We start from the raw sequence: 26,056 nt of genomic DNA, 5'->3' as shown, positions 1-26,056 counted from the left end.
CGTAATTTGTAGTCCGTCATTAGCCTACATGTAGTCTACTCACTTTCAAGTCAGTCCCCAATGTAGTTTGGACACAATCAAACAAGAAAATAGCTCATTCCTACTCCCCACTCCCTATTTTCCAGCGAGGTAGACGTAATTAAATATAAAATCCCCAGTAACAACCATTATCCTACAACCCCTTGTTTTACCGCTACCTATCTAAACCACTAACTTAATTAAACTAGTTGAAATTTTTAACGCCTACCTATTTAATTAGGAATTACGAATTATAAATTATTACTACTCCCCATTCCCCAATTCAAGAATTAGCCTGACGCTGATATAATAACCAAATAAACAAAGGAGAACCCAGAAGCGCTGTCACCGAACCAACGGGTAACTCAATTGCACCGAGTCGGGAGAGTAAATCGGCAAACATTAATAACCAGGCTCCACCTAAAGCTGATAATGGTAGGAGAATCCGGTGGTCATTACCAACTAGTAAGCGAATACCGTGGGGAACAACTAAGCCGATAAAACCGATTAACCCGCTGACACTGACCGCTCCAGCTGCAAGAAGAGTCGCAACTGCGGCAATTAAAAATCGCGATCGCACTAAGTTTACACCCAAGCTCACGGCTAAATCATCCCCCAGTGCAAGTAAATTCAAGGAACGGGCTAACAAACATCCAGCGATGAGGGCGATAATTACATAGGGTGCTGCGGTACTAACTTCCCTCCAACCTCTTCCGTTTAAACTCCCGATTAACCAGTTTAAGGCTTGCTGTATTTGTCCATCTTCTGCTAACAACAACAAGGTACTCTGAACTGCACCAAATAAAGAACTGACCGCAACTCCACCTAAGATCAACCTTTCTACAGATAGTTTGTTACCTGAACGTCCTAAAAAAATCACAATCGCTGTAGTCAGAATTGCACCGACCCAAGCTGCAAGGGGTATCCAAGCTTGGAAAACCTGCAATACCACCATCACAATCACCACTAACCCCGCACCCGCCGAAATCCCTAAAATAAAAGGGTCTGCTAAACTATTTCGTAACATCCCCTGTAATAATGCACCGGACATCCCCAAAGCTGAACCCACTACTATTGCTGCAAGAATCCGGGGAATACGTAAATCCCAAAGTATGGTTTGTTTGAGTTCGTCACCACGGCGAAGTAGTGCTTGTAACATTTCCTCAAAACTTAGAGGAACTGCTCCTAAAGAAAGGGACATTAACAGGGTTAAGGAAATCGCCAACGTGAGAAGAATCACAGCAAATAATAATCTATTTTTGCTCCAAATCCCCTGAACTTGTTTAGCGAGAAGGGAGGGTAATATATTCATCAATAGAATACTGTTGGTAGGGATGGAAGTTTACTTATCGCCATATAGTATTATTAATATCATATTTTTTTAAGTGTCTTTGAGTACATTTATGATATTTGTCAGCAGGGAATGATATGACGCTATGTCATATTTTGAAGCTATTTGAGGTTTCAGGATGATTGTTCAAATATTGATAATAAAACTCAATTACTTTTTGGTGCTGGATGAGAAGCTATGGCATGGAAATTTGCATTGAAACTTGGTGGGTGAAAACCATAGATGCACAGCATCTTCTCAAAGAGTACTATGTAACGAGAAGTAAAATCCCTATATTTAGCTCCTAGTTGCGCGACTCTGTATAGCTTGCTTCCCGTGAAAGCGGGTGAATGCTCTTGCGATCGCGCTCTTTACGCAACTACAAACAGGTAAAAAATAGGCGGTATTACCAAAAGCTCACACCTGATTGTTTGGTTTTTGTTGGTGGAGTTTTCAGTTACACCGCTCATCCACATTACTTTCTAAATCTTAAGTATAGCAGCGATAATGATTATCGGCGATTCCTCGGCAAAAAACATAGATATGATTTAATATCGCAATCCGATTTGAATAGTGAAAAATAACGTGCCATTAACTGATGACTGTCAACTGTTAACTGTCAACAACCCTACATGTAAGATTTCACAAATAATTTCGGACTGCGGGAAATCCCAATACCTCTACCATCGAAAAAACTAAAGTCTACCTTTGATTTTTTTCAATAATCTCTGACTTATTGCAAATAGGTACATTCCTGATTATCATGAGTTTAGAAGAAATCCCAGCAACAAAGGAACAATTCTATGTATACATCAAGCTCACTCAAGGCAGAACTGAATGCTAAGGGATGGCGATTAACTCCCCAGCGTGAGGTAATTTTACAGGTATTCCAGAATTTACCACGGGGAAAACACTTGAGTGCGGAAGAATTATTTGAGTTACTGGAGAAGCAGGAACAGGGGATTAGCTTATCGACAATTTATCGTACTTTAAAGTTAATGACCCGCATGGGAATTTTGCGGGAGTTGGAGCTAGCAGAGGTTCATAAGCATTATGAACTAAATACCACTTCTCCGAACCATCACCATCACATTGTTTGTACCCAGTGCAATATGACCATTGAGTTTGAGAATAGCACAATTCTCAAGCAAGCGATGAAGCAGGTGGAAAAATCTGGTTTGGAGTTAATTGATTGTCAGTTGACGATTTATGCGATTTGTCCGGAAGCAATACGCAAAGGTTTCCCCGCAGTTGTTTCCCCTGATTGGGTTTGTTCACGAGCTATTAGTGCTGCAAATCGGTTAAAAGAGGAAGAGGAAGATTGTTAGTGGTAGTTTTGATGGATTGGGAAGGGTTGGATATTGTCGATTTGTTGAAGTCGGGTATCCAACCTTTCTATTTGGTGTGTTTTTCGAGCAGATACTATACCCGGATTTCTCACAAACACCTAAAACTTTCAGTGAGTAGTCCGTGATGAGAGTAGGGAGTAGTAGGAAAATGAACCGATTTCTTAAGGCTTATCGCTCCCTTGTGAGAAATGTAGGTATACTCAATTTGCGATCGCACTCCTAATTAGGGTCTGCGGAAAAGGTCTGAAGCGTGAGGGTAGGGAGAGACGCGACATGTCGTACAGGGAATAGTTTTAAACCCAAAATTCAACTTTTTATTGGCTCCTAAAAATTACAGATGCAAGGTTTTTTGAGCTTCTATATGACTATTTGGAAAGCACCTTTTACGACTAAATACCCTTCAAAGCTTACATGATAAGAGTTTTACTATTTTTCAGCAAATTCTAATTACCGTTTTACTTTGGAGTTGATACCTGACGGAGAGCTTTCGGAAGCAGGGAAAAAGTGTGTCAAAATTATTAGTGGAATGGTATAAGTAGCATTTCGGCAAGGGAACAGGTGACAGGTAAGGATAATCCAAAATTCCAAGACGAGTAGCGGATCGACCGTAGGGGTAATCCAAAATCTATAGACGCACGTAGTGCGGATCAACCCAATAGTAATCCCAAATCCAAAATCCGATTAGTTTGTCAACTAAATGTATTTGCCCATACAATCGAGAAACAGGTTGCAGGTTGTTGCAATCAAAGTCTATAAATGTATTCGATTTTCTGTGGGCTGTTCGTAATTTTTCTTTACAAACTAGGTTAAATGGGCTTGGTGAATCAAAAGCAATGATGGTAGATAGAATTAATGATATAAATTGGCAGGCTCGTCAAGGTAGCGTTGCTGCAATTATTCAAGTTTTGAACGATCAACTTGCGGACGTGGGGGTGCGGACTAGAGCTGTGTTTGCCGATGGTGTTCTCCAGTTACTGTGTGAAGCACGAACCCATGAAAGTTTAGAAAAATCAACCCTCGTTCCCACAATCCAGAAAATTCTCCAATCCCTTTCACCCCGTCATATTTATCGTGTCAACATTAATAGTCGAATTGTCCGGGAACAGCAATTGCTTTGGTTAGAAGAAATTAGTCGTGATCCGGAAAATCAATTACTCTGGTCAGAGGAAATTCTGTTAGAAAAACCAAATCCCATTCAAGTCTTTTTACAAGATTTTCAGCAGTTGAGAACCGAGCTAAATCAACAAGTTAAAAAGTCAAATAGCTTACCTGTTGCGAGTTCTTCACGTCCAATTGTCACGGTCAAAAAGAATCACAATAATATTTCTCAGCTATTGGGATGGTCAATCATAGTTTTGAGTGTTTGTGGTGTTTTCGGAATGATTGGTTGGTTTGGGTATTTATTATGGGCTGATAAACTCAAGATAGCTATTCAAACTCAAGATACAATTGCACCCACCACTTCCGTTGACAGCACAAACCAATTTCTGTATCGAGGAAATTCTCCTACTTCTCCTATCCAAAAAAGTACGGATGATGATTATTTTGCAGATGCTGTCCGCATTGCTAATCAGTTATCTCAACAGGGGAAAAAGGCGACCAATAAAACCCAATGGTTAGAAATTGCTGCTAATTGGCAACGTGCATCCGATTTAATGGCTCAGGTTCATCCCAGTCATCACCGCTACCAAGAAGCCAAAATCAGAACCCAACTCTATCGGGAGTATAGCTTGGAAGCACGTAAAAAGGCTGATTCGTTTAAATGATTAAATGATGGGAAGTAGGTAGTAGGCAATTGGAAACACTGTACTATGGTTGTGTGTGTTGCTCTTATCGACCTTCCCTGGGGATTGATTCTAGTCTCAATGGTTGAACGTAGAATGGATTGAACTTACATCCCTCCGGAAATCATGACAAACTACAAATCACACCCCCATTAGTATCACCATTGACAGAAAAAATCTGTAATTCTGTCACAATCCGTGAAAACTATCACACCTGTTGTAGATAGTAATTAACGTTTATCTTAAATAGGAGCTACCAATGGCTGATTTTCCCGTTGGTCAAATGACTTGGAAGGTTCCCGGTGCTACGGAATGCTCTTTGCATTTACGCCACCACGAGGATGAACCTTGGCAACACTATAAGAACTTTCCCGAATATTTCCTTCCTGACCCCCCCGGTTTTTCGGAAGGTTATGCAACTTTTTTGGCTTTGTTAAAGAAAAACTGGCAGTCCATGTAAGCCGACCATTAGAACAGTCGAACAGGCACACTTTGATTTAAGACTCACACAGACTGCAAGCTCTAACTCTATAGCCTATAGCTCCCGTCGCAAAAATTAAAGGGATTTACACATTTTTTAATGTTACAATCTATTAACAAGTCGGCGAGGAGCTTGACCCATGTAATCTTATATGCAATCCATCCCCAAGAGGTTAAAATTCAATGATATCTCCCGCAGAAATTGCCCAGCAGACCCTCGAATCGCTAGCGGAACAGTTTTTTTATCTATCGACAGGAGATTGGCGTTCTGAACGGCGTTATTACACCCTCAAGAGCGGTGAAATCGAAGAAATAGTCAGTATGTTGACGGTGCGATATTTACCAGCAGGAAGTGAGGAGTTAATCCAATTAGAGCGATCGCATGGATTAGAGCAGGGAAATATACTCGTGTGCGGTGCAAAAATGACTTGGGAGAGTAGCTACAATCATCAACCAGGACGCAAACCAACCAGTGGTGCAACAGTACTCGGGGTGAAAGGAAATTTGTTGTATCGCGATCGCGGTTTTGCGACTACTAAACCAGTAACTGCGGAGTATACCTTACGGGATTCCCAAACACTGCAATTGCGGACTGAATATGGTGGTTCAGTGTTTGAGGAAGAAATTAAATTAATCGGTTCAGATTATCGGACTCGACAAACAATAATTTCCCGTGCTGGTGAGGAAATTATGATTGGACAGTACTTAGAGCGTCGTATTGGTTAATTTCGGCGATTTAGTTTCACCAAAATTTTTGATACATTTTCTTCTCCTGCTTCCTAAATGTGTCAACTTCAAAGTGAAACGGTATTACGCATTTAATTTACGGGTTCACGGTTAACTGCTGACCGAAAACATAGTCAACAGTTAACTGTCAACATGACAATCCGAGTTAATTTTTCCAGATGAAGAATCTAAAATCCAAAATCCGATTCAATTTCCAGCAAACTTTGTAAATATTTAGCGTTACGGGGAGAAAAATCTTCCTGGGGACAGTGAACAAAAAAATATATCTGCGTAGCATCCTGTAACCAAGCTTGAATTTGGATTACCCACTCTTGCATAAATGGCAAATTCACCTCTAGAATTGGGTGGGAAATGAAGCGAACAAAGGTGAATGGAGCTGTGAGGGAAAAATCTATGGGTAACTGCGGTTTTTTTCGTTCCAGTTGCATTTCCTCCCAAAATTCCCCATCGGTAGCTTCCGTATAAATGGGTCGGGTATCTAAAATCACTCTACCAACTTGATAAGCTTCCAAGCATAGATTTAAATTCAGTGAATTAATCGGTTGAAACCAGTCTCGGTGACGTACTTCCACAGCTAAAGGAAGTTGAGTTTGCTTCCAAGCTGCGAGAAATACCGTTAAATCCTCTAGGTAATGGGGGTGGTAACTTGGTGGAAGTTGGGCGAAAATAGGTCCTAAACGGGAACCTAAAGGACGCATAATTTCCGCAAATTCTAAGGCTTGGGAAATAAGGGGTTGAAGTTTACCATTGTGGGTAATATGACGAGGTAATTTGGGACAAAATTTGAATTTTGGGGAAGTTTGTTCAATCCAACGGTTAATGGTTTGAGAATTAGGTGTAGCATAGAATGTGGTATTACCCTCAACCGTATCAAAGTGCTGACTATAAAGTTGCAAAAACTGACTTTGACGGGTTTTTGGAGGAAATAATTCACCAACCCATCCTTTATGAGACCAAACTGCACAACCAATTAAAAAATCCATTGGCTTTGAAGATTATTTCTAGTATTCCACCAACTCCAAAATGAGAGGTGGGGGTGAAAAAGTATTGTACATTCACTTATTTTTGACTGTTAACTGTCAATACTTAACAAACCCATCAAATAATTATACAATGAACATGAGAGACGCGATATATCGCTTCTCTACCAAAAAAATTCATCTATCCTATTCTTTGTTCGATGTTGCTGAATTTAGACATGAATTATCATTATTTACATTCTGTATTAAACACAAAATCATCGTAGATGTAGCATTGCTACGTCTCTACACAACGTCAATTATCAATTCATATTTATATTTAGCAACTCCCTATTCTCTATTTCTAGATACGTAATACTGGATAATCTGGATGCTTGGGATTGGGAATTAAACACTGATTTTTACAATCTACTAATAAATCTAAAGTTTCCAAAACAGTTTGACCGATTAATATCTCATCTCCAGTCACCAATGCTGCTTCCGTGGTTTCCCGACCTTCGATTTCAATAATGATTGCTTCCGTCAATCCAACAGTTTCTTCCCTCCCATCAGCGTACTTAGCTATTTGTTGACCGCGAATTCTCAAACCCAATTTTTCCACTACCTCCATTGGTATCACTGTTCTGACTGCACCCGTATCCACTAATGCTTCTGCTTCGTGTGTCCTTAACTGATTTGGGTTTAGTAATCCACGACTAACTAAGGCTTCATCGATGGAATTTGTTAATTTAACTTTGACGCGGACTTCTCCCATTTCCCCACCCTGGTTATGTTCTAATCTATTAAATGCCAGCATTTGCCCACCTTGAAATTAATCATCACTTGGGATTTTGGATTTTACAGCGAAATGAAAGAATAAAAAGGGAATCTTGCAGAAAAACACTTCATACCCTTTATTTAATGATAAAGCCCCTTTCACAATCCAAACACTACTATAAATTAATATTAATCTTCTCCTGTATCCTATATTCTCCCATCTTCATTTTTGCAAATAGCGATCGCACCAATTCACCATTTCCCACAACACGTGACCAATGGCTTCCCGGGAACGATAACCGTGGTCTTCTAGGGGTAATTCCACCCAACGTACTACCCGACCTAATCCCTTTAAGGCTTCGTATAAACGTTCACTTTGGAGGGGATAGGTTCCAGGGTTACTATCATCCGCACCATGAATCAATAATAGGGGGGTTTGAACTCGATCTAGATAACTAAAGGGTGACATTTTGATATAGGTATCAGCCGCTTCCCAATAGTTACGCTGTTCACCTTGGAATCCAAAGGGGGTTAAAGTCCGGTTGTAAGCTCCACTTTTGGCAATCCCCAGTTTAAATAAGTTCGTATGGGCTAGTAAATTTACGGTAGTGAATGCGCCATAGGAGTGTCCACCAATACCAATCCTCTCCCGATCCGCCACACCCCGATTGACGACATAATTCACAGCAGCTTCCGCACCTGCGATTAATTGTTCAATGTAGGTATCATTTGGCTCCTGTTCACCACTACCGACGATGGGTAAGGATGGTCCTGCAAGAACGGCGTATCCTTGAGACAACAAAAATAAAACCGAATCTCGACTGGGACGACTAAAACTATTTACTGGAGTGCTAACTTGTCCAGCGTATTCGGGATTTTTAAATTCTTGGGGATACACCCAAAATAACATGGGTAATGCCCCATCTCGCTGTGGTTCGTAACCACTGGGTAAATATAACTGGGCTGACAGTTGTACCCCGTCTTCCCGTTGGTAACGGACGACTTCTTTGCTAATACCAGCAAATTCTGGAGCCGGGTCTTGATAGTCTGTCAGACGCACCCTGTCCCCTGTATCAGTATACCAGAAAAAATTCGGTGGTTCGGTTTGGGACTGGCGAACGGTGATACGTTGCTGGGCTGTATCATCGAGAATTGCGAAAATCGACTCATAATAGGGGTCTGCACATTGCCAAATTCTTTCAACTGCCAATGTTTCCAAATTTAAACAATCTAAAAATGGATAAACTCCCTGGGGAGATACACCCCGTCCACTCCAGTATATTCCCTGACCGTCACTCGTAAATCTTAATACCCTTTTCCCAAAGGCATTTAATTTTAAGATTGGTGAACCGGGGTCACGGTAACGGTCTTCAAAACTGCGATCGCAAATCAATTGGGGTGGGGTTTGGGGTGCATGGGGATAAATTCGCCAAATCCTTTGCTGACGGGTATCAAACCATCTTTCCCATACCAAAGCAACATCATCCCTTCCCCAGACAACTTGGCGAAATCTGAGTTCACTCTGCCACAGTTGTCGAGGTGTACCGGTAAAGGGTGCATCCAATTCCCATAGGGTATCACGGATCGGTACTTCCTCCCCGGGGTCGCCATTATCTTCCGCTTCCACCCAAGTTAAGGTCGCACCCCGGTCTTTACGCCAACTTACCCCCCTCCGTCCTGTCCTCACCTCATCAAATCGACTGGAACGAGGATTAAATAAGGGTACATCCACAACTTGATAAACTAATTCACCCGTACCATCAATCACTTCAATGGTTTTGGGAAAATAGGAAACAGGTAATTGATAGGAAAAGGGGGGATGGAGGGTGGTGACTAGGATATAATCCCCATTGGGGGAAGGGGAAGCTTCATCAATTAATCTGGTGGAGAGAATCTCGGTTTGGTTTCCCTCTAAATCGATTTTCACCAGAGTAGAACTTAAATAATAATTAAATAGGGCTTCATCATGGGGAGTTTGTAATAAGTTTGTGTAGGTACGTGCAGGTGCTTTTCCCCCCTCATGTAACTGAATCGCTGGTCCAATGGGTACTTTTAGTGGTTCCGGTGGTTCTCCCAGCTTGCTATCCCGAACTTTACATAATAGGGTTTGATTATCCAACCAGCGAAACGGTGTACCATAGGTTGCATTTAATAACAGTGATGTACCTAGGCAACGGGGTGTAGCTGTTTCTACATCAACAACCCATAATTCCAATCCATTTCCCTGGGTGAGAGCAAAGGTAAAATACTTTTCATCCCTAGACCATTTAATCCAACCAATTCGTGCTGATTCTGGTAATTTAATCCGAGTATATTCCCCTCTATCAAGACGACGTAACCGGATTTGCAGATAAAAATTTGCCTTTGACCCCGCATATAATTTGGGATTGATTAATAAACCAGCCAAAGGTAGTTTCGGCTCTGCTAAATCCGCAATTGGTTTCATCTCTTGCTGTTCTAACTCCAACAACCAAGTCCGGTAAGGAGATAGCTGAATTGCTGGTGGTGGAGGGGTATCGAGAATTTTGTTAATTGGTGGCGGTGGAGATTGCCAGGTTGTTTGTGATAAGTTTACCATTATGACGGCAGAGTCTATATTTAAAGAATGGCTAATTAGCTATAGTTCACACGCTGATATATTTCCCTTGTGGTTTGTTGACAGCTAACAGTCGATACCGAAGTTAACTATCTTCAGGAAAAGCCCAGTTGATGAACCTTAAAAGTGAAAGTATATCTTGACGTGGAATAGAAAAGGTAAGAAATAAATTTTGCGTGGTACAGAAGTAAAATTATGTAGATAAAGTTACATACATCTAGGCTATCTGCCGCAGGCTTTACCCATGCTCTGATATATTTCTAAGATTACGGATATTTATGGTTCAAGAATCCGATTTCTGACATCGCCATCCTCAGCAAGAACCCCTACAGGCTATTGACCTTAAGTTTCAAAATAATACCTTCTAGAATAGAATACATGAAAACCCTAGGTTCAGCGCAGTTAAATCCACATTATTTATTGTTTCCTCACCACACTTTACATTTCGAGCAAAATAGTTGTAGGCAAACCCGATACTACTCCTTTTTGATTCCTTACCAACCCCAAAAAATTATTTTTTACCTTGGTAAAGTTTAATTTGCAATTTTTTGATCTAAATTGTTTAAAATTGAATGGCAGGTTTTACCTGCTTGTAATTGTCATCTCAATATTGAACAATGATGTTTAAATTCAAAATCTGACTTCAGTCGATTGACATCTTCTGCGGGTTGTTTTTTTTGTCAAGAAAACTATTCTTAGTGCATCCGCTAAGACTCTTGACAGTTGAAAGGGGAGGATAGCTCCACCCCCATCAACTACTGGACTGACAACGGTCATTAGACCGTCTCCTAATATCGGCAAATATGATCCACCCCTGGTGATCAGCAAACAAATCCAGAGAAAAAATAATCTTTTATCTTTTCTTCAATGGTTTGGTAGTGATACCTTTTTCATAGGTCAATGTGTACACACCTTGGGCGTGTAAAACTCGATACCAAATCCCTTGCTGTAAACCAGTGGAAAGCATTTTGCTCACGGTTGCTTTGACAGCCTTAAACTCATCAGGAGATAATTTATCACCGTAGATATCACGAACTAATGCATCAACGTGAAAATGGGTACGCGGTTTACGACGCAAGACGATTAGGATTGCATTTTGAACCGAGTAATCACGGAATTCTGGAAGGGGTAATATTGCTCCTGGTTTGCGTGGTATCTGAATTTTGGGGATGTCGGATATATCCACAAATGGTTCTTCTTCGTCTGTCTCTGAAGATACAGCATCACTAACTTGTCGAGCAGGATTATTGGTAACGACGGGTTCATGACGGAATTGACTAACTCGGTCTTCCACCTTTATGGTTGGTGAAATCGGTGGGTATTCCTCATTGTGATGACGGGGACTTTCCTGAAGAAAGGCTAAAGTCGAAGATATATTAGACAACCGTCCAGCAGATTGATATACCCGGTCTTCTTGAGCGTAACCGGAAATCAGAGCATCTAAAGTCTCCATCTGGTTACGGATAAAAGATAAGCGACGTTCTATATCGGCTGCTTCCAATATATAGCGATCGCGTTCTGCAATTAATAATCTGAGAATCTCAGATGAATCACTCATTTTTAGTCACCATTTTTTTAGAGGACATCAAACGTGGAAAGCAAAGAAGTTTACGTCAAAGCACATGTACGTATTATTCGTCAGAAAGTTTACCGTTTCGTCTGTAAAGAATGCAATCAAGTGTCAGAACGGATCTGCTTCCCTTCCCAACCACTCTATTGTGAACGCTGTCGTCCACCGAAACTCAAAGCTGAAAAAGTCTCTCCAGTTGTTGCTGCTGCTGCAAAAGTCAGCAAGAAGTCTGCAAGGAAACAAAGTAGTTCCACCAGCAGAAGAAAGCGCACTACTTCAGCTTAGTTTTTCTTTCTCAAGATTGCATTCAGTTCTATCGATGAAATAGCGCTCATCGTTACCGCTTATGCTTAGATCCACAATACAGACCATCCTACTACATCAACATTCGTTGTAAACAGAGTTGATTACTACCTTCATGTTGTCACTGTTTATAAGTCGTGACAACGGAATTTGTTCACCAATTATTTATCAGCAACGGTTGAAAGTTGATGGTCTGGGTGGACGTAAGCTAAAATACCTGGGGTCGGGGGAAAAAGTCTTTTCACGAGGGTAGGGAATAGGGAGTGGGTAGAGACGACCCGTCAGGTCATCTGTACAAGGAGTCGTTTTAACCTCATAATTCCGCTTTTCACAAGACCCAAAAAACTATATATGTCAGGTTTTTAAGCTTCTATACACTTGTTTGGAAAGCACTTTCTGGAACAAAAATCCCCTCTAAGGCTTACAAGATAAGAGTTTTAGTATTTTTCAGCAAGCCCTACTTCCGACCGAAATAAGTATTAATACACACAAAAATTGCCAATTGAGATTGAGCTTAAAATCGTATTGCGCAATATGAAAAAACGTTATAACTTATTTATTATGTCAATGCGATTATTCTCATTGATTTACATGTATGTCATATATGTACCGAAAACGGTTAGAAATTGAACTTTCAATAACTACCAAAATCCCCTTGGGTGAGGTTATATCGCTAACAGCTATAGGCGCAAGTCTTACCGTAGGACATAGCTAGTAGCTAATCGCTTGCGGCATCAATTTCTCACATTTTGACAGCAAAAGTTTATATTTTGTAACTAAACTAACCATTCGCAATCAATCTTCGGAAATAACTTTTCATAAATTGAGGCAAGTAATAATTCATTCATGTTTAATGGTGATGTATACTTAGGGCTGATCTAAGCGCTATATATTATTAACTTTCTAATCAGGGTGAAAATCGATGATGGCCAGCCGAAAATCATGATTATTCGTGTATTTATGAGACTTACTTAACTCCTTAAATATCTAAAACAGACCCCCTTGTTTGGGATAAATCCCCCTTCACTGCATTTCTCTCCCTTGTGGTAGAGGTCAAGTCACGGATTGATTTTCCTCGACTTCCAATATTGAAGTGTAGTCAGGTCAATATGGGGTTTTGAGGTTACTATTGAGCAATCATCCTTTTCGCTAGGGAATTTCTATTTCCTTTTGTTAGCTTCCATGACTTAATTTAAAACCTATTCATTTAAAGAACTCATAAAGTCAAGATATGCAAATTATTTACAGTGTAAATTGATTAGATATGGATTAATTTCAGTATAAATATTTTTGAAGATACTAGCACAAATAGCTGGATCAGTGTTTATACGAGATTAATTAATTATTAACAATTGTTAAAATAAAAAAACCAGCCAATCTCTAAACTTGAAATTAGCTAGTGGTTAGATTTGGTGAGAAGTCTGTTCGATTCTGTGTCAGATTTCCTGAAGGGTTAATTACTAAGGGATGTTTGAATGGAAGGGATAGCTTTCTGACTAAATTTTATGACTATCGGTTGCTAGGACTTTTGAGAAATCAAAGGTAATTTTGGCAGGTTAATAAATAGTTAGCAATTGTTAAGATCAACAACAGATAGTAATATCCCACGGTGCATCTATTAAAAAATCAAATTATCATAGAATGGAGTTATTTTCGCGATGCAGCTACATAAATTAGCCAAAAGTCAGCGTATTGAAGCTGAAGCATGGTCAGCATTAGAAAAATCTATTATTTACTATCAAGGTCGTCCGATTGGTACGGTCGCAGCGTATGATAATTCCACTGAAGCCCTAAATTACGACCAAGTATTTGTGCGGGATTTTGTCTCCTCGGCGTTACTATTTTTGATTAAAGGTCAGACGGAGATAGTCCGTAATTTCCTGGAAGAAACCCTAAAATTGCAGCCCAAAGAATACCAACTTGATGCCTATCAACCCGCACGAGGTTTAATGCCAGCGAGCTTTAAGGTAGTCTCCCATCATGGGGAAGAATACTTGGAAGCTGATTTTGGTGAACATGCGATCGCTCGCGTAACTCCAGTAGATTCCTGTTTATGGTGGTTGATTTTATTACGTGCTTACGTAGTTGCGACTAAGGATTATTGTTTTGCTTACCATCCGGAATTTCAAAATGGTATTCGCCTCATCATGGAATTATGTCTGAGAAACCGGTTTGATATGTATCCGACTCTACTGGTTCCAGACGGTGCTTGTATGATTGACCGACGGATGGGGATTTATGGTCATCCATTGGAAATTCAATCCCTATTTTATGCCGCATTGCGGGCTGCACGGGAACTATTAATCTGTGAAGGCAATCAAAGTATTATCGCGGCTATCGACAACCGTTTACCATTACTATGTGCCCATATTCGCCAACATTACTGGATTGACCTGAATCGTCTAAATGCGATTTATCGCTTCAAAGGTGAAGAATATGGTAAAACCGCCGTGAATTTATTTAATATTTATGCCGATTCCTTACCCTACTACGAACTGGACAAGTGGTTGCCGACCAATGGTGGTTTCTTGGCTGGGAATGTTGGTCCGTCGCAAATGGATACACGTTTCTTTTCCTTGGGTAATCTAATGGCAATTATTTCCGAACTTGCCACCGAAGAGCAATCAACCAGAATTATGAACCTGATTGAAGAGCGATGGGAACATTTAGTTGGAGATATGCCGATGAAGATATGTTTCCCTGCTTTAGAAGGGGAGGAATATCGAATCGTCACCGGTTGTGATCCGAAAAATATTCCCTGGTCTTATCACAATGGTGGTAGTTGGCCTGTATTATTGTGGATGTTGGCGGCAGCAGCATTGAAGACTAAGAAAACTTATTTAGCCCAGAAGGCGATAGAATTGGCTGAGGAGCGCTTGCACGCCGATAGTTGGCCAGAGTATTATGATGGGAAGAAAGGGCGATTAATCGGCAAACAAGCTCGTGCTAATCAAACGTGGACAATTGCTGGATTTTTGCTAGCGAAGGAAATTATTGCTAATCCTGCCTATTTACCGTTGGTCAGCTTTGAGGAGTTACCCCAAGAATTGGTTTCCCGTGCCTGTGAGTTTGAAATTAATAGTTATGATACGACAATGTTTTAGTTAATTTCGATATTTGGTTTTTGTGTTATTTTCCCTATCAGTTATGGTAGGGTTTTTTGTTGGAGAAGTGTATACGGTAGAATTCAAGAATAGAGGATGCAGGAGTAAATTGAACACACGACGATAAGCAAAGAACCATCCCCAATCATCAAACATTAAATATAAATATGCATCGGAATCAAGATGAACATTTTCTAATTACCACCCCTTTACTCACTGTAACTTTTGATAATAAAATAATTGATGTTGTGGTAAAATATCCGGATGCAAAATCCTAATTAAATCAGCCAACACCACATCTGGATTACTAATCCCGCTCTCCCAATAATCATTTCCCCCACCTTCATTTAACCGCAAATTATTATTATAAACATTTCCCAACTTCACTGCCTGAAAATCCCCATAGCGTTTATCCTCCGTCAAAATATCTTTAATGCTCTGCCAATTTTGACTAACATTTAACCAGTAATCTGCATTTGCAGCACGGTCAAACACCTCTTCAAAAGAAAGGGGAACACTACCATCCACATTTTCAATACATAATAAATCCGCACCCGCGTCTGCTAAATATTGTGCCACATAACTTTTACATCCCGGTACATACCAAGTTCCTTTAAAATTAAATCCTGTAAACACCCTGGGACGATTTTTCACTGCTTTCGCTTTTTTTGCTATCTCTTGATATCTTTCACTTATCCTCTTAAAAATTTCCTCTGCTCGTTTTTCTTGATGAAAAAATAAAGCCGTAAACTTCAACCATTCACTTCTCCCCAAGGGAGAGTTTTCCATATATTCAGCATTAATCACCACTTTTAATCCAGCTTCTAATAGTTTAGGATGGCTATCCGTTTGTGCATTTCCAGTTCCATAGGTAGTGACTAAATCGGGATTTAATTCGAGAATTTTCTCAATATTTAAATTACTATTATTCCCCACACTTGCAACTTTACCTGTTTTTATCTTTTCTACCACCTGGGGAGTGTTGACTCGATTTGTATCACTCACACCTACTAACTTATCCACCACATCTAAACTCGCTAAATGGGGTAAATGGGTAGTTGACAGGGTGACAATCGAATTCACGGGAATATTAATTTTTTGTGCTTGTGGAAAACCTTCTGGTGTAGGTGTACCACACTGCACTAGGATATATTGAAAATCTTGATTAGCTTTTTGCCAAGGCTTTTTGACAGTGACTATTTTATAATTATTGCGATACTCCACTGCAAATCCTTGAGCATATTTCACAGAGACTTTATTTGGGAAGTAATCTTGCTCTGGATGATAATTAGTCACACAATTTTTAGCTGCGATATCAGATGTTGGAGAAACCTGTGGTTCTCTGGGTTGAAAATTTTGACAACCAATTACTAAAATAGCAACTAGCAACACCTGATATAAAAATCGCCAGTGAATACTATTAAATAATCTATCAATAATATGAGACGCAATATATCCAATAACATGAGACACAATATATTGCGTCTCTACAGAAAAAATTATCCGTCGCATTTTTTTCAAATTGCTGTGACTACTAATCCTGACTACTAACTGTTTCTAATTCCCCATTCCCAGGTGGATAAACATGGGAAATCACTTTTTTCCCCTCCACCAGATGTTCTTGAACAATTTGTTCAGCTACCTTTGGTTGCACCAAACTGTACCAAGTTTTATCTTCAGAATAAAACACTACTGGACCCAATTTACAAACCTGTAAACAACCAGTTGTTCTCACTTCTACATCCAAGTCTGCTTTTTCCACTGCTGATTTTAAAGCTGCAAAAGTCGGTTGCCATTTACGGGATGGATAGCACCTTCCCGAAGTACACACAGCAATATAAGGACATTTAAAAGGGTTTTTTGTAAATGGAATTGGCTTTTGACCTAATACATAAATTTCCCGCAATTCATTATACAGCTTTAATTTATCCCAATTTGCTTTCCCTTCAGGAAGTAAATTTTCCTCCTCCACATAGGGATTAGGAAAAAATATAGTCATCCCCTTTTCCCCAGCACCATTCCAAAATTGAATTCCCCAACTTCTCGGTTCTCCTTCAGGATTAATACGACGATAAAAAGCAGCTTTACTAATTAATCTGTGTTTTCTTAACTCTGGGGGAGTTTCCCCATTTGGTCCACCGATAGTTTCCTCAATACATAAATGAAAATGCCATTCTTGCGCAATCACTGTTAAATACCCATCGTACAACACACATTTTTTTGGCGCTTCCTGAAACTCCAATTCTAAAACACTGCCCTGTTCAATATGTCCTAAGCCGATGTGTTGCCAATTTTCCTGAAATAAAGTATAAGTTAAACAAGCAAGAATATCACTTTGACAGTCAAAAAATTCATATTCGATTTGCCAACCATTTCCTGTTGTTTCTATGAGCTTCTGGTTTAAGGGTGTCACCCAAGGATTAAAGTTAGTCATGGTAGTTTGAGATTTGATTTTTTGGGTTTTGAGGAATCTTGTATGACTGGACTTGGCTAAATTATATATCTGAATCCGAAGATGTTTGTGTGTATGACGATGGATTCATTATTCATGGACTCTCAGATTGATAAATTTAGATGACAGCACCTCTAAATCGGGAATATGCGAAAATTAACTATTATCATGATAATGATTCGGGAAATTGGAGACGCGGTATATCGCGTCTCTACGGGTTTATGGGTTTTTAAAAACTTGCATTCACACCGATTTGAAATACTCTCCCCGCATCGGGAAAACCAGGGAATAACTGATAACGTTGATTCAAGATGTTATCTAAACTCCCTGTCACTGTGAGTTTATCATTGATAGGTACTCGCATTTTGAAATCAAAGGTAGTATATCCAGCTAAAAATTCTGTGTTGGTGTTGTTAGTTGGATATTTACCTAGGGAATTCATCAACAAGCCAAAATACCATCCATTCGGATTTTCATAGGAAACTCCAAAATTTAATTTATCTGCACCTGCAAATCGTAATTCTTTACCCACCTCTGCGGGATTAGCACTTTTACGAATACGTGGGTCATTAGCAGTATAATTCACAAATGTATAGATGTTTTTGGCAAGTTGTAAATTTAAAGACCCTTCAATTCCTGTTGTCTCTACTAAGCCAATATTTTCCCAGGTTCCTGTATTCCCATTCACCGGGGGTATTAACCGTTTAAAGGCAATTGTGTCCGAAACACTATTATGGAAAAAAGTCAGTCGTAATAAACCAAAATTACCTAACTTCTGGTCAATCCCCATATCAAAACTATTTCCCCGTTCCGGTTTTAAATTCGGATTACCAATATTTGTGGGATTATTATTAAATAGATTAGCAATGGTCGGCACACGAAAGTTACGGATATAGTTTGCCCTGAAAGTTGTAGAATCACTAATATTCCATTTTGTACCAATGGAAGGTGATGTCACTGACCCATTGACTAAACTACTAAAATCCTGTCTCAAACCAAAATTCAGATTCAATTGGGGACTCAGATTAACATCGTATCGAGCAAAAAGTGCGCCTTGACCAATGTTATTGTCATAGTTAATAGTATTCGTATTCGCAGCATAGCGAAAAATACTATTTTTCACATTCACATTTCGGAAATCAAAGCCATAAACTAAAGCTTGATTTTGAGCAAACTTCCAACTATGGGTAGTTTGAATCCCGTAGGATTGTTGTTGGGTGGCAAATCTTTGATGAGTTGTAACTGCTCCGCTACGGTTATCAAAACGGGTATCGAGAAAATCTGCATATACCCTCGCTGTTAACAAAGAATCGTCTCCTCCCCCTAATTTGGAGTTCCATGTCAAGTCTGTGAGAAATTGGTCGGTGTACTTGCGATTATTATCCGTTAAGGAATTAAAAAATCCCTGTCCAAATTGGGGTTGGGGAATGGGTACTCCCCCAGGAACACCTTGGACTTTTCCTAAGTACAAACTTGATAAAGTTAGGGTATTACGTTGATCTAAATCAGCTTCGAGTTTCAGGTTGAGATTGTTGTAAATAAAATCATTATTTTTCCTGACTCCACTAAAATCAGCCTCCGGAATCGAAAAGGGATAATTATATTCCCCTTGACTGCGATTATATCCAACTACCCAACCGATATTGCCACTCTTTCCACTGCTTTGAATAATTTGTTGATTCAACCCATAGGAACCAATATTCACAGTGGTTGTTGTCGTCATCTGCTCCGTCGGACGACGGGTAATAATATTAATCACTCCCCCAATCGCGTCGGAACCAAATAAGGTGGAACCTCCTCCCGGTAATACCTCCACCCGTTCAATATGATTCGTTGTGAATTCCGATAGGTCAAAACCTCCACTCCCAGCATTGTTAATTGGTCTTCCATCCAACAATATCAACACCTGACCAGTATTAGAACCGCGAATAAACTGACCACTGAGTGCATTGGGTTCCGTCCCCACTGTCCCATCCCCCAGAATTCCGGGTAGAAATTTCATTGCTTCCCGAACCGTCCTCACTCCCTGTGCTTCCATCTGTTCACCAGTGATCACGTAGATGGGACGACTGGAATCCTTCACTGTCCCTTCGCGACGAAAGGGGGAATAAACTGGTTCGTTGAGTAGTTTATCGATGACGGTGAGTTCTATGTCTGTGTCTGATTCTGATTGTGCAATCAGATGATGTTCAGTAATTTCGATTCCTGGATGATTTACATGTAAACCTGTTTCAGAAGTGATTTCTAAATCCTTGGCAACTCCTTGATACTGGGGTAAATCGGAAATTTGCTGTAGTTCTGAAGCGGTAACGCTGCAATTCCCCAGGATTACTAGCAAAATTGATGCAGTAAACCCTATCCCCCACGGAGAATTTAAAGAAATATTTCTCATCTGTACCTCGCAGATATTTGTATTTTTTGTCACCATTGGCGGGCATTCTGACTTACTCAATCGTGGTTAATCATGAGTTTACAGCTGCGGGACAGTGCCAGATTTTCACTGAACTTTCCCCCTTACGTCTGATGGCTGCTCCCCATCAGAACCAATTGTCGTCGTAGTATATGATGCATGCCAGGTAAAAGTAAATAGTAATTAGTATCAATTCACAATTTTTGCGATCGCTATGGATTTTCCCTTCTCTTCCAGAAGTTGCATATCTACACACCTCACAATCACAAGTGGAATGATTATCATTATATATTTATCTGCTGTCACAGCGATCGCAGTTAAGGGGATTTTGTTGATAAATATCTTGCAACTTTCCTGGAAGTCATTAATTATACTTTTGGAGATGAAGTAAGTTGATAAAAAGCCGTGTTTTTTGCGCTTTTTACGGAATTGAGAGAAAATAACACCGTAATTTTTACTTAACGTGAGTATTCTTTTTCAGAAAGTGATGCCGAAAAGCCTTATTACTAAGCATAATCTCGTTCCTGTTTATTCCTTAACTAAACGGTATTGCTACATAGGGCTTGCTGAAAAATAGTTAGACTTTAGGTATCGTCAACTGTTGAGGCTACTTTGGCTGAAAAAAAGTGCAAATACACGGGTATATAAAACTTCAAAATCTGGCATTTGTAATTTTTTTGGGTCTTTTGAAAAGTGGAATTATTAGTTTAAAAGTACAGACACGATATATCGCGTCTCTCCCTGTAGAGACGACCCGACGGGTCATCTCTACCCACTCCCCATTCCCTACCCCTACTAAAAGACTTATTCCGCAGACCCTACATAATTCACCTACTTCAAAGCTCGTGTCGCGTTGAAAATAGCCAAAAGTGCGACACCAACATCGGCAAACACTGCTTCCCAAAGGGTTGCGACCCCAAATATACCGAGGATGATAAATAATCCCTTCACCGCCATCGCGAAGACAATATTTTGAATGACGATTTTGCGGGTTTTTCTGGCAACCTCAATAGCTTCCGCAACTTTAGAAGGGGAATCGGTCATAATGACAACATCAGCAGTCTCAATGGCAGCATCGGAACCTAACCCACCCATTGCCATACCAATATCGGCTCTGGCAATCACGGGTGCATCATTAATACCATCGCCGACGAATACAACCTTGCTTTTACCCGAACAACTCAATAACTGCTCAATTATTTCCACTTTACCTTCCGGTAACAATTCCGATCTGTAGCCATCTAAACCCAATTGTTCCGCAACCCTCTGAGCAATAACGTGGTTATCTCCCGTCAGCATGATTGTTTGTTCAACTCCAACCCGCTTGAGTTCACGAATCGCTGAAGCTGCGTCATCTTTAATTACATCAGCAATGAGAATATAGCCTGCATACTCTTGATCAACAGCAAGGTGAACAACGGTTCCTTCCACCTCACAGGTATCGTGGTCAATGTTTTCCCGATGTAAAAGATGATCATTGCCAGCAAGAATGGTTTGACCATCCACTTTCGCTCGAATACCATAACCTGCAATCTCTTCGTAATCCCTCACCTCTGCATCATCGATGGGCTGACCATATGCCTCTCGAATTGACTGGGCAATCGGATGACTAGAGTGAGATTCCGCTTTGGCGGCAAAACTCAGCAGTTGGGATGGGGAAAACCCATTCTTTGTCACAATCTGTCTCACCTGAAAAACACCTTGGGTGAGAGTTCCAGTTTTATCAAACACCACGGTTCTCACATCAGTCAGAGCATCGAGAAAGGTTGCACCTTTAACAAGAATGCCTCGCTTGGCTGCTCCACCCACACCCCCAAAGTAACCGAGGGGAATACTGATGACTAACCCACAAGGACAGGAAATAACAAGCAGGATTAAGGCGCGGTAAACCCATTCTGAGTGTGTTGCAGCGGGAATCAATAAGGGGGGGATGAGAGCAACTGCTAGGGAGATAACAACGACAACTGGTGTGTAGTAGCCAGAAAGACGAGTGATAAACTTCTCTGTTGCAGCCTTTTTGCTGGTTGCATTTTCCACCAAATCCAGAATTTTGGCGATGGACGACTCTGCAAATGGTTTTGTCACTCGTAGGGTAAGTAATCCCGTCCGGTTAATCATACCTGCGAGGACGGTTTCCCCAGTCTTGACGATGCGTGGAACCGATTCCCCCGTTAATGCAGAGGTATCTACTTGGGAATTCCCCTCTAGAACCTCCCCATCAAGGGGAACTTTTTCTCCCGGTTTAACTAGAATAATATCTCCAACATTAACTGCTACTGGAGAAACCAGCTTGACCGAACCATTCACCTGTAAATTGGCAGTGTCAGGACGAACTTCTAACAGTGTCTGAATCGAATGGCGCGATCGCCCCACGGAATAGTCCTGGAATAGCTCCCCTATGCGATAAAACAGCATCACAGCGACTGCTTCCGCCAATTGGTGAATGGCGATCGCTCCCAGGGTTGCTATCGTCATCAAAAAGTTTTCGTCAAAGAATTTTCCTCTGAGGATATTGCGTCCAGCCGTCTTTAATACAGTCCAACCGCTTAACAGATAGGCTGGAATGAAGACGATATATTCCCCTATGTGGTAGGGAGTTTGCTGTAGAGCCTGCTTACATATTATTCCTCCTGCTACAAGAGTAATAACTAACAGCACTAGAAGAATTTCTGCTTTGAGGTTTAATCCCCCTGCACTATGGCTATGCCCATGATGGGGGTCCTGTTCATCCCATGCTTCTTTTCGGCTCGATTCCGGTTCTTCAATGACGACACTATACCCCAAACCCACCACTCGCTTTTTAATCTCTACCTCTGTCACCTGTTGCGGATCATAGGAAACCGTTAACCGTTCAGTTGCAACACTCACTGATACCTCAACTACACCCGATAACCGCTCCAGGGTGGATTCAATCTTGGCTGCACAACTGGCACAATCCATACCACCGATTTGCATCTGCTGAGTTTTGAGTGATGGGGTTTGATTCATAGGGGTTTTGTTTGGTGCTCAAAGGAGAACTCCTCCCAACTATAACACAAACCATAAAATATCTGAACATATATTCAGATATTTTGAATGTTAAAATAATAATCATTGCCCAATAAAAACCAGTCTTTATGAGCAAAACCTCCCCTTCAACATCCCAGTCTCTGCACCACGAAGATACCCCCAGTTGCGACGATTATCTTGTTCATCTGGAGCAGGTGCGTCAGGTGCAACCAGAAATAATATCTGTAAATCAGGCTCAACAGATGGCGGAGTTTTTTAATGCATTGGCTGACCCCAACCGTCTGCGTTTGCTGTCTGCATTGGCCCATCGAGAACTCTGTGTTTGTGACTTGGCTGCAGTAGTGCAAGTCAGTGAGTCTGCGGTTTCCCATCAGCTACGAATTTTGCGATCGCAACGTTTAGTCAAATATCGACGAGAAGGGCGCAATGTATATTACGGTCTAGCTGACGACCACATTATTCACCTTTACAAAGAAGTTTTAGAACACCTACAGGAGCCTAGCTGGTAAATAATAACGAAACTGGGGAATGTTCCTGTTTCAGATTTTGAGAGGTTGACTGATAAGGGGAACTTCTGTTAGGATAAAAATGTGGCTTCAAGGGACTAATATACCCTATTGTATGAGAATGATAATCACGAGAATTTGCAAAGCCGCTTACTGTAAGCTTTTGAGGTAAAGAAACTAAACAATTTACCTATCATTGGGTCATATTTGAGGCAGTAGGGATGAACATTTTTTTGGGTTTAGTTGGGGTAAGGAGAACCTGACAGCATCGAAATCATGTCTGGGTAGGGTTTCTCTGAAACTGCATCGAATTAATGCATATTTAGCAAAGCTTTGAGTCATTTCCCGGATTTCTCACAAACCCCTAAAACTTTCAGGGAATAGGGAGTAGTAGGAAAAACAACCCATAGCTCAACCCTTATCACTCGTGAGAAATACAGGATTTGATCTGTCTCAAGCGATCGCAAGGACTGTGGGATTTTTTTCACTTCCTCAGTAATGACAAGTGTTTAACCGGGCATCGTACAATGTGGATTTAAAACTTCAATATCAACTGATATTACCTTTAGATCAATATTTGTGAGTACAGACAATCTAAACGCTTCCCAGTGGTGACGGCGTTGTGATGATTCACCGCTTGATTTAAAGCACCCGTACTTAATTTCCCATACAACTGCGGATTATCAATTAAAGATTGTAAATATTCCAAAGTTAAATCAGCCAGATATTCATAGGTAGAATCTAGAATTTGCCAATACTCATCTGTAGCGCGTTTAGCATCACTTACCCAATCTCGATAATCATCCCCATAACGGTGTATCCAATTACGATACGCGTTTAACTCCAAATCGAGTACAAACCCATTTTCATGGTGATGGACAAACTCCGGTAAAGCACACACATTCGTTGTAATTGCTGGTGTTGCTGCTGCAAATCCCTCAATCACACTAAAACCAAAGGTATCATCTAGGGAAGCTAAAAGTTGGATGTGACTTTGGGATAATAATTCCAATACTTGTTGATTTTTGATAAATCCATGACAGGTGACGTTTTCTAATTTTAATAATTCCAAATCCGGTTTATATCTATCTGGATTTTTGGCATCCATATACATATCATTTCCACAAACCAATCGGGATGCAATATGAAATTGAATCGGTAAGCCAAATTTTAAAGCTTTTTTTGCTGTCCGTAATGCGACAATACCACCCTTACGAGCAACGTGATTACCAACAAAGATTACCTGAAGTTGTGTACCTGGTTGGTACTGCTTGGGTTGTGTAGCTCGAATAGGCACATTCGGAAAAATTATTTCTGTTTTCTCCAAGATATTTTCGAGAAACCGCCAATCTTCATTTTGTTTTTTGAATTTGATAATTGCATATTCTGACATGGCAATAATTTTGTGGCAATTACTGCGAATTAATCGCTGACGTAGGATGTTTTTAAAAATTTCTCCACCAGTTCCTAGGGTTCGAGGAAGAAAAGATTCGGTGGTGATAATTAGGGGTTGATTGGTGATGGGGATAGCATTAAAAGAATGAATTAAATCGTATTTTTCTGGATTATATTTCCACAGGGCTAATCCTTCTAGGGGTCGCCAGATTTTGGCGAATTTATTAATTGCTGTTGTCTTGATGAGGTAATGTTGGGAATGACGGGGTGAGTTAAACCCCATAATATGGGGATTTCCGGTTAATAAGATGTTTGCCATAGGAGTATATTTGGGGAAATAGGATTTGTAAAAAAGCAATCAGGATGATTCGTATTTGTTGATGTCTATCCACGTCATGTTTGATAAACTGCCAGAGATATTTCCCTGCAAGCTTTCCGTCTCGATGTTTTGGCTCAATTTCTAGACAACGAAATAGTAGGTATTTATATATATTGGCTAGAGACTGTTTTTTTAATGATTGTAGTTGCATAGCAACAGGATGATTAAATGCGCGATTAATCACAGTTACAGAAGCTTGTTCTTGATGGATGAGATTAGTAGACATGGAGTTAGCAGTAACTCGATATAAAACCCCGACTTTTTGCGTACAAACAAATTGATAATTTGCTGCTAATCGGAGGTACATATCCCAATCTTCTGCTGCTGTCAGGGATTCATCAAAACCACCTACTTGCTCAAAAACCCATTTACGAATTAAGGGATTAGAACCATTTTCCAGGATATTTCCCAGGAGTAATTGCTGATAAATGTTTCCGTTAGCATTAATTCGACGACCGGATTTATGAAAGTTACCAGCAGCATCAATATAATCTGTCCAACTATAGGCTATATCCGCATCCGGATGGTTTTCTAAAGCTTGTAATTGACTAGCAAGTTTATCTGGTATCCATAGGTCGTCAGCATCGATAAACGCGACTAAATCACTACTTGCTTGGGTAATTCCTCGATTACGACTTGCAGAAAGTCCAGCATTCTCGTAGTGAAATATTTTAATTCGTTTATCTTGAATTTGGTGAATAATTTCTACAGTTTTATCAGTGGAACCGTCGTTGATAATAATAATTTCAATATCATTAAAGGTTTGTTGTTGGACTGATGCTATGGTTGCTTGAATAGTCTTTTCACCATTGTAGACGGGAATAATAACTGATACCATTTTGGCTTTTGGATTTATTTTCAGAAGTCAGGTTTTTAGCAAGATGATGT

General features: G+C 40.3%; 18 protein-coding genes and 1 riboswitch. Of the genes, 7 read left to right on the top strand and 11 right to left on the bottom strand.

The window, feature by feature from the left end; genetic code table 11:
• Nucleotides 1–301 precede the first annotated feature (301 nt).
• Complete coding sequence (locus CDC37_RS20630; RefSeq protein WP_096624678.1) at nt 302–1,330, bottom strand: FecCD family ABC transporter permease; 1,029 nt, start codon at nt 1,328–1,330, stop codon at nt 302–304.
• 821 nt (nt 1,331–2,151) lie between these two features.
• On the opposite strand from CDC37_RS20630, the gene CDC37_RS20625 reads away from it, so the two are divergent.
• The 4 genes from CDC37_RS20625 to CDC37_RS20610 all read left to right on the top strand — a co-directional run bounded on the left by CDC37_RS20625 (nt 2,152) and on the right by CDC37_RS20610 (nt 5,687).
• Nucleotides 2,152–2,676, top strand: coding sequence for a Fur family transcriptional regulator (locus tag CDC37_RS20625; protein WP_096624676.1), 525 nt, complete (start codon nt 2,152–2,154; stop codon nt 2,674–2,676).
• An 857-nt stretch (nt 2,677–3,533) separates the two neighbouring features.
• Nucleotides 3,534–4,463 carry a hypothetical protein gene (locus CDC37_RS20620; RefSeq protein WP_096626473.1) on the top strand — a complete coding sequence of 310 codons (930 nt, stop codon included), beginning with the start codon at nt 3,534–3,536 and terminating at the stop codon, nt 4,461–4,463.
• Nucleotides 4,464–4,740: 277 nt separating this feature from the next.
• The gene (locus CDC37_RS20615; RefSeq protein ID WP_096624674.1) at nt 4,741–4,941 is read left to right on the top strand and encodes a hypothetical protein; all 201 of its coding nucleotides are present in this window, start codon (nt 4,741–4,743) and stop codon (nt 4,939–4,941) included.
• A 203-nt stretch (nt 4,942–5,144) separates the two neighbouring features.
• Nucleotides 5,145–5,687 (top strand): phycobiliprotein lyase, encoded by a 543-nt coding sequence (locus CDC37_RS20610; protein WP_096624672.1) that lies wholly within the window; start codon nt 5,145–5,147, stop codon nt 5,685–5,687.
• A gap of 188 nt (nt 5,688–5,875) precedes the next feature.
• Here the strand turns inward: CDC37_RS20610 and CDC37_RS20605 are convergent, their stop codons facing one another.
• From CDC37_RS20605 to CDC37_RS20590, 4 genes are all read right to left on the bottom strand, one after another.
• Nucleotides 5,876–6,691 (bottom strand): DUF72 domain-containing protein, encoded by an 816-nt coding sequence (locus tag CDC37_RS20605; protein ID WP_096624670.1) that lies wholly within the window; start codon nt 6,689–6,691, stop codon nt 5,876–5,878.
• A 340-nt stretch (nt 6,692–7,031) separates the two neighbouring features.
• Nucleotides 7,032–7,484 carry a retroviral-like aspartic protease family protein gene (locus tag CDC37_RS20600; RefSeq protein WP_096624668.1) on the bottom strand — a complete coding sequence of 151 codons (453 nt, stop codon included), beginning with the start codon at nt 7,482–7,484 and terminating at the stop codon, nt 7,032–7,034.
• A gap of 183 nt (nt 7,485–7,667) precedes the next feature.
• A complete protein-coding gene (locus CDC37_RS20595; RefSeq protein WP_096624666.1) occupies nt 7,668–10,022 on the bottom strand; it encodes a S9 family peptidase in 2,355 nt (784 codons plus the stop codon).
• Between the two features lie 871 nt (nt 10,023–10,893).
• On the bottom strand, nt 10,894–11,598 hold the full coding sequence (locus CDC37_RS20590; RefSeq protein WP_096624664.1) for a hypothetical protein: 705 nt from the start codon (nt 11,596–11,598) through the stop codon (nt 10,894–10,896).
• A gap of 33 nt (nt 11,599–11,631) precedes the next feature.
• On the opposite strand from CDC37_RS20590, the gene CDC37_RS20585 reads away from it, so the two are divergent.
• Both CDC37_RS20585 and CDC37_RS20580 read left to right on the top strand, forming a co-directional pair.
• Nucleotides 11,632–11,895 carry a hypothetical protein gene (locus CDC37_RS20585; RefSeq protein ID WP_096624662.1) on the top strand — a complete coding sequence of 88 codons (264 nt, stop codon included), beginning with the start codon at nt 11,632–11,634 and terminating at the stop codon, nt 11,893–11,895.
• Between the two features lie 1,676 nt (nt 11,896–13,571).
• On the top strand, nt 13,572–15,017 hold the full coding sequence (locus CDC37_RS20580) for a glycoside hydrolase 100 family protein (RefSeq protein ID WP_096624660.1): 1,446 nt from the start codon (nt 13,572–13,574) through the stop codon (nt 15,015–15,017).
• A 213-nt stretch (nt 15,018–15,230) separates the two neighbouring features.
• Here CDC37_RS20580 and CDC37_RS20575 read toward each other — a convergent pair whose 3' ends face one another.
• From CDC37_RS20575 to CDC37_RS20560, 4 genes are all read right to left on the bottom strand, one after another.
• Nucleotides 15,231–16,454, bottom strand: coding sequence for an ABC transporter substrate-binding protein (locus tag CDC37_RS20575; RefSeq protein ID WP_231943506.1), 1,224 nt, complete (start codon nt 16,452–16,454; stop codon nt 15,231–15,233).
• A 97-nt stretch (nt 16,455–16,551) separates the two neighbouring features.
• Nucleotides 16,552–17,451 (bottom strand): (2Fe-2S) ferredoxin domain-containing protein, encoded by a 900-nt coding sequence (locus CDC37_RS20570; protein WP_096624656.1) that lies wholly within the window; start codon nt 17,449–17,451, stop codon nt 16,552–16,554.
• Nucleotides 17,452–17,698: 247 nt separating this feature from the next.
• The gene (locus tag CDC37_RS20565; RefSeq protein WP_231943132.1) at nt 17,699–19,861 is read right to left on the bottom strand and encodes a TonB-dependent receptor plug domain-containing protein; all 2,163 of its coding nucleotides are present in this window, start codon (nt 19,859–19,861) and stop codon (nt 17,699–17,701) included.
• Nucleotides 19,862–19,882: 21 nt separating this feature from the next.
• Nucleotides 19,883–20,032: riboswitch (cobalamin riboswitch) on the bottom strand.
• Between the two features lie 678 nt (nt 20,033–20,710).
• Nucleotides 20,711–22,867, bottom strand: a complete 2,157-nt coding sequence (locus CDC37_RS20560; RefSeq protein WP_096624654.1) for a heavy metal translocating P-type ATPase — start codon at nt 22,865–22,867, stop codon at nt 20,711–20,713.
• 128 nt (nt 22,868–22,995) lie between these two features.
• Between CDC37_RS20560 and CDC37_RS20555 the strand changes: the two genes are divergently transcribed.
• Nucleotides 22,996–23,397, top strand: a complete 402-nt coding sequence (locus tag CDC37_RS20555; RefSeq protein WP_096624652.1) for an ArsR/SmtB family transcription factor — start codon at nt 22,996–22,998, stop codon at nt 23,395–23,397.
• Between the two features lie 562 nt (nt 23,398–23,959).
• Here the strand turns inward: CDC37_RS20555 and CDC37_RS20550 are convergent.
• Nucleotides 23,960–25,108, bottom strand: a complete 1,149-nt coding sequence (locus tag CDC37_RS20550) for a glycosyltransferase family 4 protein (protein WP_096624650.1) — start codon at nt 25,106–25,108, stop codon at nt 23,960–23,962.
• Nucleotides 25,062–26,006: a glycosyltransferase gene (locus tag CDC37_RS20545; protein WP_096624648.1), complete on the bottom strand. Its 945-nt coding sequence runs from the start codon at nt 26,004–26,006 to the stop codon at nt 25,062–25,064. The genes CDC37_RS20550 and CDC37_RS20545 overlap by 47 nt, the downstream gene beginning before the upstream one ends.
• Nucleotides 26,007–26,056: the final 50 nt, after the last annotated feature.

Source organism: Calothrix sp. NIES-3974 (genome assembly GCF_002368395.1).
Lineage (GTDB): Bacteria > Cyanobacteriota > Cyanobacteriia > Cyanobacteriales > Nostocaceae > NIES-3974.
Note: the sequence above shows the minus strand (reverse complement) of the source record. Positions and strands in the feature narration are given on the sequence as shown.